The following is a 14,925-nucleotide window of genomic DNA, read 5'->3' as shown; positions in this document are numbered from 1 at the left end:
GGCCCCATCACCGAAGAATCGAACACTCAGGAACCCCCATGAGCACTCCCATCACTGCTGCCCTCGTCAAAGAGCTCCGTGAGCGCACCGGCGCCGGCATGGGCGACTGCAAGAAGGCCCTCGAAGCGACCGGCGGCGATCTCGACAAGGCTGCCGAGAAGCTGCGCATGGACGGCGCCGCCAAGGCCGACAAGAAGGCGAGCCGCACCGCCGCCGAAGGCGTGCTGGCGATCGCCGGCAACGACGAGGCGCTGGCCATCGTCGAGCTGAACAGCGAAACCGACTTCGTCGCCAAGGGCGAGGCCTTCCGCGAGCTGGCCAAGCTGGCCGCGCAGGCCGCGCACGCGCACAAGCCGGGCCACGTCGACGCGCTGACCGCGCTCAAGGCCGGCGAGGCCACGCTCGACGAGCAGCGCCGCGCGCTGATCGCCAAGCTCGGCGAGAACATGACGATCCGCCGCTTCGCGATCGTCGAATCGGCCGGCGGCCCGCTGGTCAGCTACCTGCACCCGGGCGACAAGATCGGCGTGATCGTGGCGATGGAGTCGGGTGACGTCGAGCTGGCGCGCGACATCGCCATGCACATCGCCGCGATGAGCCCGCGCTTCCTCAACGCCGGCGAAATCTCGGCGGAGGTGCTGGCCAACGAGCGTCGCATCATCGAAGCGACCGTCGCGCAGGAGCAGGCCGACGCCAAGGCCGAGTCCGACAAGCTGGCGGCGGCGCTCAAGGAAATGGACGAGGAAAAGCAGAACGGCGTCTATGCCGGGCTGTCCGACGACGAGAAGAAGCGCTGGGACGACGACTACGCGGTGATCAAGAAGAAGTTCGGCGGCGGCTTCAAGGCCAAGCCGGCCGAGATTCTCGCCAAGATGATCGACGGCCGCACCGCCAAGTTCGTCAGCGAGATCACCCTGCTCGGCCAGCCCTTCGTCAAGAACCCCGACCAGACCGTCGAGAAGCTGCTCGCCGAGAAGAAGGCCAAGGTCGCGCGTTTCGTGCGCTTCGCGGTCGGCGAGGGCATCGAGAAGGCGCAGGTCGATTTCGCCGCCGAGGTCATGGCGCAGGCCGGCATCAAGGCCTGATCCGCGTTAAGATCGACGCGCTTAGCGTCCGATAGCGAAGAAGCCCCGGAAACGGGGCTTCTTTTTAAGCCCATGGCGCTGACGGACCCTAGTACTATGCGGGCGGTGTGACGCCGCCCGAGCCCCGCCCGAGCCCACTTCGAGCCCCCATGAGCACGCAGAGCGCTGACCTGAAACCCGCGTACCGGCGAATCCTCCTCAAGCTGTCCGGCGAAGCGTTGATGGGCGATCAGGCGTTCGGCATCTCGCCGGAGGTCACGGCCTTTCTCGCGCACGAGATCAAGGCGGTGGTCGACATCGGCGTCGAGGTCGCGCTGGTGGTCGGCGGCGGCAACATCTACCGCGGCGAGCGCCTGGCGCGGGCCGGCATGGACCGCGTCACCGGCGACCAGATGGGCATGCTGGCGACCGTCATCAACGCCCTGGCGCTGCAGGATGCCATCGAGCGCGTCGGCGGCCTGCAGGTGCGCGTGCAGTCGGCGATCCGCATCAACGAGGTCTGCGAGGACTTCATCCGCCGCAAGGCCGCGCGTCATCTCGAGAAAGGCCGCGTCGTGGTGTTCGCCGCCGGCACCGGCAACCCGTTCTTCACCACCGACTCCGCGGCCGCGCTGCGCGCCGTCGAGATCGAGGCGGACCTGCTGCTGAAGGCGACGACCGTCGACGGCATCTACACCGCCGATCCGAAGAAGGACCCGACCGCGAAGCGCTACGACGAGCTGAGCTACGACGAGGCGCTGGCCAGGCGGCTCGGCGTGATGGACCAGACGGCGATGGTGCTGTGCCGCGACCACGGCATGAAGCTGTGCGTCTACGACATGGACCGGCCCGGCGCGCTGCTGAAGATCGTCACCGGCGACATGACCATCGGCACGCGCGTCAATCGCTGAGCTGCAAGGACAATCGCCGCACCCATTCGCTGTACTGGAGTTTCGCAGATGCTGAACGACATCAAGAACGACGCCACCAAGCGCATGAGCAAGTGCGTCGACGTGCTGAAGAACGAACTGGCCAAGCTGCGCACCGGTCGCGCCAACGCCGCGCTGCTCGACCACGTCCGCGTCGAGTACTACGGTTCCGAAGTGCCGCTGTCGCAGGCGGCGCAGATCACCGTCGAGGACGCCCGCACCATCGTCATCCAGGCCTGGGACAAGGCGCTGGTCAGCCTGATCGAGAAGGCGATCATGACCTCCGATCTGGGCCTGACGCCGAATACCGCCGGGCAGACCATCCGCATCATCATTCCGCCGCTCACCGAGCAGCGCCGCAAGGATCTGGTCAAGGTCGTCAAGAGCGAGGCGGAGAACGCCAAGGTGGCGATTCGCGCCGTGCGCCGCGATGCCAACCAGGCGGTCAAGGACCTGGTCAAGAACAAGCAGATCTCGACCGACGACGAGAAGCGCGCCGAGACCGACATCCAGAAGCTGACCGACCAGTACGTCGCCAAGGTCGACGAAGCGGCGGCGGTGAAGGAAAAAGAACTGATGTCGATGTGAGGCGGCCGCCGTACACCGCGCCATGTCGCGCGCATCCCGCCCGATAGGCCCCTCGATGGGCATATCCGAACCACCGCGCCACGTCGCGATCATCATGGACGGCAACGGCCGCTGGGCGCAGGCGCGCGGCCAGCTGCGGCCGTTCGGGCACCAGGCCGGCGTCAAGGCCGTGCGCCGCATCGTCGGCGCCGCGCGCGACCTCGGCATCGAAGTGCTGACCCTGTTCGCCTTCTCGCAGGAGAACTGGAAGCGGCCGCCGCTCGAAGTGCGCATGCTCATGGAGCTGCTGCTGACGGTGCTCGAGCGCGAGCTGCCGGACCTGCACCGGAACGGCATCCGCCTGCGCGTGATCGGCGAGCACTCCGGCTTCTCCGACAAGCTGCGCCAGCGCATTGCCGAGGCCGAGCGGCACACCGCCGGCAACACGACGATGACGCTGGTGGTCGCGGTCGGCTATGGCGGGCAGTGGGACATCGTGCAGGCGGCGCAGAAGGTCGCGGCGAGCGGCCGCGAGATCAGCGCGGCGGCGCTCGAAGCGGAACTGGCGACCGCCGAGTGGCCGGCGCCGGAGCTGCTGATCCGCACCGGCGGCGAATCGCGCATCAGCAACTTCATGCTCTGGCAGCTGGCCTACACCGAGCTGTACTTCACCGAACTGCTGTGGCCGGACGCCGACGCGCCGCTGCTGCGCGAGGCGCTCGACTGGTACGCGAGCCGCGAGCGCCGCTTCGGCGGCGTGCCGGCGGCCGCCGGGAGTTGAACGAACCGTGCCGACCCGTGGCCCGAATGAACCGATGAGGAAGCCGACATGCTGATGCAACGCGTCCTCACGGCGCTGGTGCTGCTGCCGATCCTGCTCGGCCTGGTCTGGTTCGCGCCGACGCCCTGGCTGTATCTCGCGCTGTCCGGCGTCGGCCTGGTCATGGCCTGGGAGTGGACCGCCTTCATGGGACTGGCCGCACGCCGGGGCGCGCGGATCGCGTATCTGGCGGTGACCGCGGCGATGCTGGCGGCGACCTGGTTCAGCCCGATCAACGGCCCGGCGCTGGGCACGGCGCTGCTGCCGGTCGCGCTGATCTGGCTGCTGATGCCGCTGCGCCTGCGTCTCTATCCGCGGAGCGGTCCGGTGGCGACGCCGGCGCTGGCGCTCGGCGGCCTGCTCATGATCGCCAGCACGCTGATCTCGATCGCCGCGCTGCATCGCCTGGAGCAGGGTCCGCTGAAGCTGCTGTACACGCTGTTCGTCGTGTTCGCCGCCGACACCGGCGCGTACTTCGCCGGCCGCGCCTTCGGCCGGCGCAAGCTGGCGCCGGCGATCTCGCCGGGCAAGACGCTGGAGGGCGCCTGCGGCGGGCTGGCGCTGGTCGCGGTGTTCGCGCTGGTCGCCGGCAGCTGGGTGTTCGGCCTGCGCACGCCGGGGGCGATCGCGGCACTGGTGGCGCTGTCGCTGATCGTCGCGGCGGTGTCGATCATCGGCGATCTCACCGAATCGATGCTCAAGCGCAGCGCCGGCCTCAAGGACAGCGGCCACATCCTGCCGGGCCACGGCGGCATCCTCGACCGCACCGACAGCATCGTCGCCGCCGTGCCGGTGATGGTGCTCGGCCTGCTGCTCTGTGGTCTGGCGTGAAGGCACGATGCCCGACCTGCGCATGCCTGCCGTGAAGCCGCAGCAACTGGTGGTGCTCGGCGCGACCGGCACGATCGGCCGCAACACGCTCGATCTCGTGCGTCGCCATCCGCAGCGCCTGCAGGCGCTGGCCCTGACCGCGAACCGCGACGTCGATGCGCTGGCGGCGCTGTGCGTCGAGTTTCGCCCGCGCTACGCGGCGCTCGCCGATGCCGGGGCGGCGCAGGCGCTGCGCGCGCGTCTGGCCAACGAAGCGGGCCTGCGCACCGAAGTGCGGGCCGGCGCCGCGGCGCTCGCCGAGCTCGCCGCGCACGCCGACGCCGATCAGGTGATGTCGGCGATCGTCGGCGCCGTCGGTCTGCTGCCAACCCTGGCCGCGGTGCGCGCCGGCAAGCGCGTGCTGATCGCCAACAAGGAACCGCTGGTGATGGCCGGCCGCTTGCTGATGCAGGAAGCCGCGCGCAGCGGGGCCTTGATCATCCCGATCGACTCCGAACACAACGCGATCTTCCAGTGCCTGCCGCCGGACAGCCGCTGCGGCCGCGCGCCCTCGCACGTGCAGCGCCTGATCCTCACCGCGTCCGGCGGGCCGTTTCGCGAAACGCCGCTCGAGGCCCTGGCGGACGTCACGCCCGAGCAGGCCGTGCGCCATCCGAACTGGGTGATGGGTCGCAAGATCTCGGTCGACTCGGCGACGATGATGAACAAGGGCCTCGAGCTGATCGAGGCTTCGGTGCTCTACGACCTGCCGGACGCGCGGCTCGAGGTTGTCATCCACCCGGAAAGCGCCATCCATTCGCTCGTCGAATACGTCGATGGTTCCATGCTCGCGCAGCTCGGGCAGGCCGACATGCGGGTGCCGATCGCGCACGCGCTGGCCTGGCCGGAGCGCTGGGAATCCGGCGTCGGCGGGCTCGATCTGGCGGCGCTCGGCCGCTTCCGCTTCGAGCCGGCCGATCCGCGACGCTTCCCGTGCCTTGCGCTGGCCCGCGCCGCGCTGCGCGGCGGCGGCGATTTGCCGAACATATTGAACGCCGCGAACGAAATCGCTGTCCAAGCGTTTCTGGAGGGGCGGCTTTCGTACCCGGGGATTGCAGAAGTGATCGAAACGACGCTGAGCGACGCAGCAGGCAGGAGCGCGCCACCGGCCGCCGACATGGAGGCGATCGTCGCTGTCGATGCCTGGGCGCGCGCGCGCGCCGCGGAGGCCGCCGGTGCTTGACACGCTTACGGCGGGGCTTGCCACCGGCGCCTGGTCGATCGGCGGTTTCATCGTCACCATCGGCGTGCTGGTCGCGTTCCATGAATTCGGGCACTACTGGGTGGCGCGTCGCTGCGGCGTCAAGGTGCTGCGTTTCTCGATCGGCTTCGGCCGGCCGATCTGGACGCATCGCGCCAAGGACGGCGTCGAGTGGGTGATCTCGGCGGTGCCGCTCGGCGGCTACGTGAAGATGCTCGACGAGCGCGAGGGCATCGTTGCGCCGGCCGAGCGCCATCTGGCCTTCACGCAGGCCCCGGTGTTCAAGCGCATGGCGATCGTCGCCGCCGGGCCGCTGTTCAACTTCGCCCTGGCGATCGCGCTGTACTGGTGCGTGTTCGTGATCGGCGTGCAGGGCCTCAAGCCGATCATCGCGCAGCCGCCGGAAGGCTCGGTCGCCGCGCAGGCGCACCTGGCGGCCGGCGAACAGATCACCATGGTCGGCGACGAACCGATCCCGACCTGGAACGAGCTGCGCACCGAGATCATCGAGCGCACGCTCGACAGGGGCGAGCTGCCGCTGACGGTGAAGTCGAGCGGCGGCGGCCTGCGGTCGGTGGTGCTGCCGCTGTCCGGCGTGCGCGTCGACCCCGAATTCCTGTTCGACGATCTCGGTCTCGTGCCGTTCCAGCCGAAGCTGCCGGCGCGGCTCGACGGCGTGCAGCCGGGCGGCGCGGCGGAGGCGGCCGGCTTCAGGCCGGGCGACGAGCTGCTGAGCTTCGATGGCACGAACATTGATTCCTGGCAGCAGTGGGCAAGCTGGGTACGCGCGCATCCGGGCGAGGTGACCAAGGTTCGCGTGCGCCGCAACGGCGAGGAACTGGCGTTCACGGTGATCCTCGGCCGCGTCGAGGAGGACGGCAAAACCATCGGCCGCTTCGGCGCCAGCGTGGCGAACCCCGGGGACTTGTGGCAGGATTTGCGCGCCGTCAGTCAGTCCGGTCCGCTCGAGGCGATTCCGCGAGCCGCGTCAGAGACTTGGCGGATGTCGGCGTTGAGCTTGCGCATGCTGTGGCGCATGGTGACCGGCGAGGTGTCGGTCAAGAACGTCAGCGGTCCGATCCAGATCGCGCAGGTCGCGGGGTATTCGGCGCAGGTCGGATGGATTCCGTTCCTGAGCTTCATGGCGGTGGTCAGTGTCAGTCTCGGCGTGCTCAACTTGCTGCCGGTGCCGGTGCTGGACGGCGGGCATCTGCTTTATTACGGCGTGGAAGCACTGAAAGGTTCGCCGCTTTCCGAGCGGGCCCAGGAAGCGGGGCAGCGCATCGGCCTGACGCTGCTGGCCTTGCTGATGGGACTCGCGTTTTACAACGATATCGTGCGCCTGCTGAACTGATCTAAAGAATAGAGCCGGTGAAAAGACTCAAGACTTCCAAGACGGCCATTGCCACCGCTCTGGCCGCACTGGCGCTGACGGCGCAGGCGCATGCCTTCGAGCCCTTCAAGATTTCCGAGATTCGTGCCGAGGGCCTGCAGCGCCTCGAGATCGGCACGGTGCTCACCTATCTGCCGTTGACCGCCGGCGACGAACTCAACAGCGCGACCTCGACGCAGGCGATCCGGGCCCTGTACGGCTCGGGCCTGTTTCAGGACGTGCAGCTCGAGCGCGACGGCAATGCGCTGGTCGTCAAGCTCGTCGAGCGACCGGCGATCTCGACCTTCAAGATCGAGGGCAACGAGAAGATCGGCGGCGACGAGCTGAAGAAGTCGCTGAAGGATCTCGGCCTCGCCGACGGCGAGCTGTTCCGCCGCGACCTGCTCGATCAGGTGGAGCAGGAACTGCGCCGCCAGTACTTCGCCAACGGCTACTACGACGTCGGCATCGAGACCAAGGTCACCGAGGAGCCGAACAACCGCGTGTCGCTGAACATCAAGGTCACCGAAGGCTCGGTCACCAAGATCACCGACATCAACATCATCGGCAACCACGTCTTCAAGACCCAGGATCTGCTCGACCAGCTGAGCCTGAAGACCACCAACTGGGTGCCGTTCCAGAAGAGCGACCGCTACTCCAAGCAGGCCCTGTCCGGCGATCTCGAGAAGCTGCAGTCCTACTACCAGGACCGCGGCTACCTGAAGTTCTCGGTCGACTCCGTGCAGGTCGCGCTGACGCCGGACAAGAAGTCGATCTACGTGACGATCAACGTCACCGAAGGCGACATCTACAAGATCAAGGACCGCCGCTACTCGGGCAACACCATCCTCAACGAGCGCTACCTCGAGGCGCTGACCTCGACGCAGGCCGGCCAGACCTTCTCGCGCAAGGAAGCGACCGAGTCGTCGGATCGCATCGAGGCGGCGCTGTCGGACATCGGCTACGCCTTCGCCAAGGTGACGCCGGTGCCGGAGGTCGACGAGGACAAGAAGGAAGTCTCGCTGAACTACGTGGTCGACCCCGGCAAGCGCGCCTACGTCCGCCAGATCAGCTTCACCGGCAACAGCGGCACCAACGACGAGACGCTGCGCCGCGAGATGCGCCAGCTCGAGGCGGCGCCGTATGCGAAGTCGTCGATCGAGCGTTCGCGCGTGCGTCTCACGCGCCTGCCGTTCATCGAGGAAGCGGAAGTCGACACCAAGCCGGTGCCCGGCAGCGACGATCTCGTCGACGTCGCCTTCAAGGTCAAGGAGCGCCCGCCGGGCTCGCTGCAGTTCGGCGTCGGCTACTCGGGCTCGTCCGGCTTCCTGATCACCGGCCAGATCACGCACACGAATTTCCTCGGCACCGGCAACCGCATCGACCTGCAGGCCGAGAACAACGCGATCTCGCGGGCGATCAACCTGTCGTGGACCGATCCTTACTTCACCGAGGACGGCATCGCGCAGACGATCTCGCTGTCGTACCGCAAGTCGGAATCGGTGATCCGCTATTCGTCGGGCTTCAACACCAACACGCTGGCGGCGAACCTGACCTACGGCATCCCGCTGTCGGAATTCGTCGCGCTGCGCGCCGGCTTCGGCATCGAGAACACCGCGGTCGACACCTTCCCGTCGAGCAGCTCGGACGAAATCCTCAGGTTCGTCATCGACAACGGCACCGAGTTCTTCACGTACCAGGCGCGCACCGGCATCAGCTACGACTCGCGCAACCGCACCTTCTTCGCGACGCGCGGCGCGCTGCACTCGCTGACCATGGATCTCGCGCTGCCGGGCAGCGACCTCGAGTACTACAACCTCAGCTACCGCGCCCAGCAGTACGTGCCGCTGTTCTGGAAGTTCACCGCCGAGATCAACGGCTCGATCGGCTTGGTCGACAGCTACGGCAGCAGCGACGTGCCGCCGTGGGAAAACTACTTCGCCGGCGGTTCGCGCACGGTGCGCGGCTACAAGGACGGCTCGCTCGGTCCGCACGACCATCCGACCAACCTGTTCGGCAACCCTTACGGTGGCAAGCTGCGCACCACGGCGCAGACCAATATCATCATCCCCCTGCCGATCGAGAGCGACGGCAAGTCGACGCGCCTGGAAGCCTTCTGGGACGTCGGCAATGTGTTCGCCAAGCCCGGCGACTTCGAGTTCGACGAACTGCGCCAGTCGGCCGGTATCGCCTTCTCCTGGTTCACGCCGTTCCTCGGCCTGCTCGACCTGAGCTATGCGTTCCCGCTCAATCCGAAACCGGGTGACGATCAGGATCGCTTCCAGATCACCTTCGGCTCCGGCTTCTAAAATTTCTGCAGCAACACGACGACACGAGAGAGAGACATGATTCGTAAGACCCGCGCCATCACCGGCGCCATTGCCGCTATCGTTCTGGCCATGACGGCGCTGCCGGCGCTGGCCGACGTCAAGATCGGCGTGCTGCGTTCCGCCGAGCTCACCGCCAAGGCGCCGCAGTTCAAGGCCGCCCAGGACCAGCTCAAGGCACAGTTCGACCGCCGCAACAACGACCTGCAGGCCGAAGGCAAGAAGCTGCAGGACGACATCGGCGCCTACCAGAAGGAAGCCGATCTGCTCGCGGCCGCCGATCGCGCGAAGAAGGAGAAGGATCTGACGACGCGCCGCATCGACATCGAAGCCAAGGGCCGCCAGTTGCAGGAAGATTTCAACAAGGCGCGCCAGGAGCAGCTGTCGAAGGCGATGACGGCGATCAAGGGCGTGATCGACGCCGTCGCCAAGGAAAAGAATCTCGATCTGGTCGTCGACGAGCCGGTGTTCGCCAAGCCGGACATGGACATCACCGACGACGTGCTGAAGCGCCTGCAGACGCCGGGCGGCAAGTAGGCCGCGGCCGGCGGCGGCGCTGCGCCGAGCGAGCCCGCCGCATGGTTCACGACGGCCTGCCTGCGCAGGCCGTCGTTGTTTGCGCGCCCTGCCGGCGCCCGGCTAGGCTCTAGCCTGCCGCCGCACATCCACTCCGCGTCCATGGCTTCCTACACGCTCCAAGATCTCGCGCAGCGCTTCGGCCTCACTTCGCGCGGCGATCCGTCCACGCCGGTGTCCGGGGTCTGCGGACTGTCGCCGGGCAAGGCGGGCTGCCTCAGCTTCCTGTCGAATCCCAGGCTGCGCGCCGAGCTGGCGACGACGGCGGCGGCCGTGGTCATCGTCCATCCGCGCGACGCCGAGGCGCTGCGGACCGCGGGCCTGGTCGCGCCCGATCCGTATCTGGCCTACGCGCGCATCGCCGCGCTGTTCGATCCGGACCGCGATTTCGCGCCCGGCGTGCATGCCAGCGCCGTGGTCGCGGCCGGCGCGACGCTCGGCGAGGGCTGCCACGTCGGCGCCGGCGCGCTGATCGAGGCCGGCGCGCAGCTCGGCGCGCAGGTCTTCGTCGGCCCCGGCTGCGTCGTCGCGCGCGACGCCGTGATCGGCGAGCGCACGCGCCTCGTCGCCCGTGTCTGGGTCGGGCCGCGCGTGCGCGTCGGCGCGCGCTGCCAGGTGCAGGCCGGCGCCGTGCTCGGCTCGCGCGGTTTCGGCAACGCGCGCGGCCCGAACGGCTGGGAGGAGGTGCCGCAGCTCGGCTCGCTGCTGATCGGCGACGACGTCGAGATCGGCGCCAATACCTGCATCGACCGCGGCGCGATCGACGACACGGTGATCGAGAACGGCGTGCGCCTCGACAACCTGATCCAGATCGCCCACAACTGCCGGATCGGCGCGCATACGGCGATCGCCGCGCACACCGGCATCGCCGGCAGTACCCGCGTCGGGCGCCGCTGTATGATTGGCGGCGCGGTAGGCATCAACGGCCATATCGAGATCGCCGACGACGTCGTCGTGCTGGGCCGTGCCATGGTGACGAACTCGATCCGGCAGCGCGGCATCTACGGCTCCGGTCTGCCGCTCGACGACGCCCGCGAATGGCGCAAGACCGTGGCGCGGGTGCGGCGCCTGGGCAAGCTGGAAGCGCGCCTGCAGGCGCTCGAGCAACACCTCCGTCTCCCCCAAGGGTCACAGGACGATGACGACAACAACGACGCCAACCTTTGATATCTGCCAGATCCTCAAGCTGCTGCCACACCGCTATCCGTTCCTGCTGGTCGATCGGGTGACGGCGATCGACGCGGAGAAGATGACGCTGACCGCGATCAAGAACGTCACCTTCAACGAGCCGTTCTTCCCGGGCCATTTCCCCGGCCTGCCGACCATGCCGGGCGTGCTGCAGATCGAGGCGCTGGCGCAGGCCTGTGGCCTGCTCGCCATCCACAAGTCGGGCCTGTCCGCCAAGGACGGCCTGGTGCTGTATTTCGCCGGCATCGACAACTGCCGCTTCAAGCGGCCGGTGACGCCGGGCGACACCCTGACCTTCCACGTCGAGCTCGAGAAGCACAAGCGCGACATCTGGAAATTCCGCACGCGCGCCACCGTCGACGGCGAGCTGGCCAGCGAGGCGGAGATCATGTGCGTGCTGCGCACCGCGAAATACGACGAGGGCGTCGAATCGTGAGCAGCCGCATTCACCCGACCGCGATCATCGATCCGAAGGCCGAACTGCACGAGACGGTCGAGGTCGGCCCGTACAGCATCGTCGGTCCGGGCGTGACGATCGGCGAGGGCACGGTCGTCGGTCCGCATGTCGTGCTGCGCGGGCCGATGACGATCGGCAAGCACAACAGGATCTTCCAGTTCGCCTCGCTCGGTGAGATTTCGCAGGACATGACCGCCAAGCCGGATGATCCGACGCGCGTCGAGATCGGTGACGGCAACACGATCCGCGAATACGTGACGATCCAGCGCGGCACGATGAAGGAAAAGGACGGCCTGACCAGGGTCGGCGATCGCAACTGGATCATGGCCGCGGTGCACATCGGCCACGACTGCATCGTCGGCAGCCACAACATCCTCGCCAACAACACCTCGCTCGCCGGCCACGTGCTGCTCGGCGACTACGTCGGCTGCGGCGGCTACACGCTGATCCACCAGTACTGCCAGATCGGCAATCATGTCTTCACCGGCGGCGGCAGCGTCATCACCCGCGACGTGGTGCCTTTCATCATGGTCCAGGGCCATCCGGCCGAAGCGCGCGGCATCAATGCCGAGGGCCTGCGCCGGCGCGGCTTCAGTGCCGAAGACGTCGCGGCGATCAAGGACGCGTACAAGCTGATCTTCCTGTCGGGCCAGACGATGGAGAACGTCAAGCTCGAGCTGGCGCAGATGGCATCCGGATCGGCGCAGGTCGCGTACATGCTGAAGTTCATCGAAGGTTCGAAGCGCGCGCTGCAACGCTGAGCGCGCGCCGGCGGCCCAAGGCTCAAGGAGAAGGTCATGCGCATAAGCAAATGGTGGATCGCGGCACTGCTCGGACTCGGCGTCGTCATGCCGGCGAGCGCCGCGCTGGAGGCGGGCGCCAGCGCGCCGGATTTCTCGGCGCCGGCGTCGCTGGCCGGCAAGGACTACGCCTTCTCGCTGGCCGACGCCCTCAGGCGCGGTCCGGTCGTCGTCTACTTCTACCCGAAGGCCTTCACCAAGGGCTGCACTGTGGAAGCGCATCTGTTCGCCGAGGCGATGGACCAGTACAAGGCGCTGGGCGCGACGGTGATCGGCGTGTCGGGCGACGCCATCGATACCCTGCACAAGTTCTCGCTGACCGAATGCGGCGGCAAGTTTCCGGTCGCCGCCGACGCCGACGCAAAGATCATGACGGCCTACGACGCCAAGCTGCCGCTGGTGAATTACGCCAGCCGCATTTCCTACGTCATCACCCCGGACGCCAAGATCCTCTACGCCTATAGCGCGATGGACCCGAGCCAGCACGTCGCCAACACGCTGAACGCCATCAGGCAGTGGAAGGCGCAGAAGCCGGCGCAGCCGGCTTCGTGAGGGCGCCGGCACGACGGGCGGACGTTCGCGCGCGATGCTGAAGATCGCGCTGATCGCCGGCGAGCTGTCCGGCGACCTGCTCGGTGCCGCGCTGATCGAGGCGCTGCGCGCGCGGCTGCCGCACGCGCAGTTCTACGGCGTGGCCGGGCCGCACATGCGCGCCGCCGGCTGCGAGGCGATCGCCTCGATCGACCAGCTGTCGGTGATGGGCATCGCCGAAGTGCTGCCGGCGCTGCCGCGCATCCTGCGCCTGCGCCGCGAGCTGATCGCACGGTTCTCGCTCGACCGGCCGGACGTCGTCATCGGCATCGACGCACCGGATTTCAATCTCGGCGTCGAACGCGCGCTGCGCGTGCAGGACCTGCGCACCGTGCACGTCGTCAGCCCGACGGTCTGGGCCTGGCGCGCCGGCCGCGTGAAGACCATCGCCAGGGCGGTCGAGCGCATCCTCTGCCTGTTTCCCTTCGAGCCGGCGTTCTACGCGCAGCGCGGCGTCGCCGCCGACTACATCGGCCATCCGCTGGCCGACGAACTCGATGCCGCGGTGACGCCGCGCGAGGCGCGTGCCGCGCTCGGCCTGCCGCTCGACACGCCGACCGTCGCCGTGCTGCCGGGCAGCCGCGGTTCGGAACTGAAATACCTGGCCGCGCCGTTCGCGCAGGCGGCGCGGCGCATCGCCGCGCAGCTTGCCGACGTGCGTTTCGTCACGCCGCTCGCCAAGCCCGGCTTGCGTGCGGCCATGCAGGCGGCGATCGCCGAGCACGCGCCGCAGCTGCCGTGGACGCTGCTCGACGGCCAGTCGCGCGAGGTGATGCGTGCCGCCGACGCAGTGCTGATCGCCTCCGGCACCGCCACGCTGGAATGCCTGCTGGTCGGCCGGCCGATGGTGGTGGCCTATCGCGGCTCGCCGGTGACGGCCTGGCTGCTGCTGAAGGCCGGCATGCTGAAGACCCGGTACGTCAGCCTGCCGAACCTGCTCGCCGACCAACCGACGGTGCCCGAACTGCTGCAGGACCGGGCGACGCCGGAGCGGCTCGCCGCCGCCGTGCTCGAACTGCTGACGCCCGGCAGCGCCGCGCGCGCGCGCCAGCTCGAGGCCTTCGACCGCGTGCGCCAGACCCTGCGCTGCGACGCCGCGGCGCGCGCCGCGGCGATCATCGCCGGCATGCTGCAGCGCTAGGCCTGTTGACGCTCATCGCGTCGCTGTGGTGCCGTCTGGCAAGCCGCCAGGCACCGGGTTCCCGTCCAAGGGCAAGGCGCGGGACGCGCACTCGGGTGATTCCCAGGAAGCGGCCCGCAACGCCGCATGGCGGCTTGCCAGACGGCATCCCGTAGGGGCCGGCCCCATGAAGCGGGGCTTGCCGCAGAACCCGCCGCGCGCCGTCGCGCCGGGACGTTCGCGCGTCCGGCGCGTTCGTCAAGCCTGTTTTCGTCGCCCGCAGCGCCTAGAATTCCCGCCATGCCCCGTCGCGTCTCGATCGCCTCGTACACCGTTCCGCTCGTCGCCGGGATCGACGAAGCCGGGCGCGGCTGCCTCGCCGGGCCGGTCTATGCGGCGGCGGTCATACTCGCCAGAAACCACGGCATCCGCGGCCTCGACGATTCGAAGAAGCTCAAGGCCGCCGAGCGCGAGACCCTGTTCGAGCAGATCCAGAAGCGCGCCCTCGCGTTCGCCATCGCGCGCGCCGAGCTCGAGGAGATCGAACGCCTCAACATCCTGCACGCAACCATGCTGGCGATGCAGCGCGCCATCGCCGCGCTGCAGCCGGCGCCGCTGCATTGCCTGATCGACGGCAACCGCCTGCCGCCGCAGCTGCCGTGCCCGGCCTCCGCGGTCGTCGAAGGAGACGCCATCCACGCGCCGATCATGGCGGCCTCGATCCTCGCCAAGGTGGCGCGCGACCGCGAGATGCGGCGTCTCGACGCCGACTATCCGGGCTACGGCTTCGCCAAGCACAAGGGCTACGGCACGCCGGATCATCTCGCCGCGCTGCGTCGCCTCGGCGTCTGCGCGCTGCATCGCCTGAGCTTCGCGCCCTGCGCGCAGCCCGATCTGTTCGCCGACGCAGCACCCGACGACAGCGCGCTCGAACGGGACGGCGTTTCGGCATGAGCGTGCGACACGGTGCTTTGCGCGCAGCGCAAACGGGTGCGGGAGCACGCTCTCTCATGCGTGCGGCCGCACGTCCAGGCATGTGCGCG

At 68.3% G+C, this 14,925-nt stretch carries 15 protein-coding genes; all 15 read left to right on the top strand.

Annotation, left to right across the window (positions count from 1 at the left end; genetic code table 11):
• The first annotated feature begins 38 nt into the window (after window positions 1-38).
• The 15 genes from tsf to rnhB all read left to right on the top strand — a co-directional run bounded on the left by tsf (window position 39) and on the right by rnhB (window position 14,836).
• Complete coding sequence (gene tsf, locus K344_RS0114710; protein ID WP_028081306.1) at window positions 39-1,085, top strand: translation elongation factor Ts; 1,047 nt, start codon at window positions 39-41, stop codon at window positions 1,083-1,085.
• Between the two features lie 149 nt (window positions 1,086-1,234).
• A complete protein-coding gene (gene pyrH / locus K344_RS0114705; protein ID WP_028081305.1) occupies window positions 1,235-1,975 on the top strand; it encodes a UMP kinase in 741 nt (246 codons plus the stop codon).
• A 48-nt stretch (window positions 1,976-2,023) separates the two neighbouring features.
• On the top strand, window positions 2,024-2,581 hold the full coding sequence (frr, locus tag K344_RS0114700; protein ID WP_028081304.1) for a ribosome recycling factor: 558 nt from the start codon (window positions 2,024-2,026) through the stop codon (window positions 2,579-2,581).
• Between the two features lie 55 nt (window positions 2,582-2,636).
• Window positions 2,637-3,341, top strand: coding sequence for a polyprenyl diphosphate synthase (uppS, locus tag K344_RS0114695; RefSeq protein ID WP_169729302.1), 705 nt, complete (start codon window positions 2,637-2,639; stop codon window positions 3,339-3,341).
• Window positions 3,342-3,389: 48 nt separating this feature from the next.
• The gene (locus tag K344_RS0114690; RefSeq protein WP_028081302.1) at window positions 3,390-4,211 is read left to right on the top strand and encodes a phosphatidate cytidylyltransferase; all 822 of its coding nucleotides are present in this window, start codon (window positions 3,390-3,392) and stop codon (window positions 4,209-4,211) included.
• A 22-nt stretch (window positions 4,212-4,233) separates the two neighbouring features.
• A complete protein-coding gene (gene dxr, locus K344_RS0114685) occupies window positions 4,234-5,433 on the top strand; it encodes a 1-deoxy-D-xylulose-5-phosphate reductoisomerase (RefSeq protein WP_043114730.1) in 1,200 nt (399 codons plus the stop codon).
• Window positions 5,426-6,805, top strand: a complete 1,380-nt coding sequence (gene rseP / locus K344_RS0114680) for an RIP metalloprotease RseP (protein WP_051362316.1) — start codon at window positions 5,426-5,428, stop codon at window positions 6,803-6,805. The genes dxr and rseP overlap by 8 nt, the downstream gene beginning before the upstream one ends.
• Window positions 6,806-6,822: 17 nt before the next feature.
• Complete coding sequence (bamA, locus tag K344_RS0114675; protein ID WP_043114656.1) at window positions 6,823-9,132, top strand: outer membrane protein assembly factor BamA; 2,310 nt, start codon at window positions 6,823-6,825, stop codon at window positions 9,130-9,132.
• A 36-nt stretch (window positions 9,133-9,168) separates the two neighbouring features.
• On the top strand, window positions 9,169-9,687 hold the full coding sequence (locus tag K344_RS0114670; protein WP_043114654.1) for an OmpH/Skp family outer membrane protein: 519 nt from the start codon (window positions 9,169-9,171) through the stop codon (window positions 9,685-9,687).
• 141 nt (window positions 9,688-9,828) lie between these two features.
• Window positions 9,829-10,893: a UDP-3-O-(3-hydroxymyristoyl)glucosamine N-acyltransferase gene (gene lpxD, locus K344_RS0114665; RefSeq protein ID WP_028081297.1), complete on the top strand. Its 1,065-nt coding sequence runs from the start codon at window positions 9,829-9,831 to the stop codon at window positions 10,891-10,893.
• Window positions 10,865-11,350 (top strand): 3-hydroxyacyl-ACP dehydratase FabZ, encoded by a 486-nt coding sequence (gene fabZ, locus K344_RS0114660; protein WP_043114653.1) that lies wholly within the window; start codon window positions 10,865-10,867, stop codon window positions 11,348-11,350. The genes lpxD and fabZ overlap by 29 nt, the downstream gene beginning before the upstream one ends.
• Window positions 11,347-12,132 carry an acyl-ACP--UDP-N-acetylglucosamine O-acyltransferase gene (gene lpxA, locus K344_RS0114655; protein ID WP_028081295.1) on the top strand — a complete coding sequence of 262 codons (786 nt, stop codon included), beginning with the start codon at window positions 11,347-11,349 and terminating at the stop codon, window positions 12,130-12,132. Before fabZ ends, lpxA begins: the two co-directional genes overlap by 4 nt.
• 36 nt (window positions 12,133-12,168) lie before the next feature.
• Window positions 12,169-12,723: a peroxiredoxin gene (locus K344_RS0114650; RefSeq protein WP_028081294.1), complete on the top strand. Its 555-nt coding sequence runs from the start codon at window positions 12,169-12,171 to the stop codon at window positions 12,721-12,723.
• Window positions 12,724-12,757: 34 nt separating this feature from the next.
• Window positions 12,758-13,903 carry a lipid-A-disaccharide synthase gene (gene lpxB, locus K344_RS0114645; RefSeq protein ID WP_043114652.1) on the top strand — a complete coding sequence of 382 codons (1,146 nt, stop codon included), beginning with the start codon at window positions 12,758-12,760 and terminating at the stop codon, window positions 13,901-13,903.
• A gap of 279 nt (window positions 13,904-14,182) precedes the next feature.
• Window positions 14,183-14,836 (top strand): ribonuclease HII, encoded by a 654-nt coding sequence (gene rnhB, locus K344_RS0114640; RefSeq protein ID WP_051362267.1) that lies wholly within the window; start codon window positions 14,183-14,185, stop codon window positions 14,834-14,836.
• The last annotated feature ends 89 nt before the right edge of the window (window positions 14,837-14,925 follow it).

The sequence above is a fragment of the Solimonas soli DSM 21787 genome, assembly GCF_000474945.1.
Taxonomy (GTDB): domain Bacteria; phylum Pseudomonadota; class Gammaproteobacteria; order Nevskiales; family Nevskiaceae; genus Solimonas; species Solimonas soli.
The sequence above is the reverse complement of the archived record's forward strand: the minus strand, read 5'-3'. Positions and strand labels throughout refer to the sequence as shown.

What these genes read in the sequence shown, in the direction of transcription:
- tsf (WP_028081306.1), top strand. Translation starts at nt 39, where the DNA reads ATGAGCACTCCCATCACTGCTGCCCTCGTCAAAGAGCTCCGTGAGCGC.
- pyrH (WP_028081305.1), top strand. Translation starts at nt 1,235, where the DNA reads ATGAGCACGCAGAGCGCTGACCTGAAACCCGCGTACCGGCGAATCCTC.
- frr (WP_028081304.1), top strand. Translation starts at nt 2,024, where the DNA reads ATGCTGAACGACATCAAGAACGACGCCACCAAGCGCATGAGCAAGTGC.
- uppS (WP_169729302.1), top strand. Translation starts at nt 2,637, where the DNA reads ATGGGCATATCCGAACCACCGCGCCACGTCGCGATCATCATGGACGGC.
- K344_RS0114690 (WP_028081302.1), top strand. Translation starts at nt 3,390, where the DNA reads ATGCTGATGCAACGCGTCCTCACGGCGCTGGTGCTGCTGCCGATCCTG.
- dxr (WP_043114730.1), top strand. Translation starts at nt 4,234, where the DNA reads ATGCCTGCCGTGAAGCCGCAGCAACTGGTGGTGCTCGGCGCGACCGGC.
- K344_RS0114670 (WP_043114654.1), top strand. Translation starts at nt 9,169, where the DNA reads ATGATTCGTAAGACCCGCGCCATCACCGGCGCCATTGCCGCTATCGTT.
- lpxD (WP_028081297.1), top strand. Translation starts at nt 9,829, where the DNA reads ATGGCTTCCTACACGCTCCAAGATCTCGCGCAGCGCTTCGGCCTCACT.
- fabZ (WP_043114653.1), top strand. Translation starts at nt 10,865, where the DNA reads ATGACGACAACAACGACGCCAACCTTTGATATCTGCCAGATCCTCAAG.
- K344_RS0114650 (WP_028081294.1), top strand. Translation starts at nt 12,169, where the DNA reads ATGCGCATAAGCAAATGGTGGATCGCGGCACTGCTCGGACTCGGCGTC.
- lpxB (WP_043114652.1), top strand. Translation starts at nt 12,758, where the DNA reads ATGCTGAAGATCGCGCTGATCGCCGGCGAGCTGTCCGGCGACCTGCTC.
- rnhB (WP_051362267.1), top strand. Translation starts at nt 14,183, where the DNA reads ATGCCCCGTCGCGTCTCGATCGCCTCGTACACCGTTCCGCTCGTCGCC.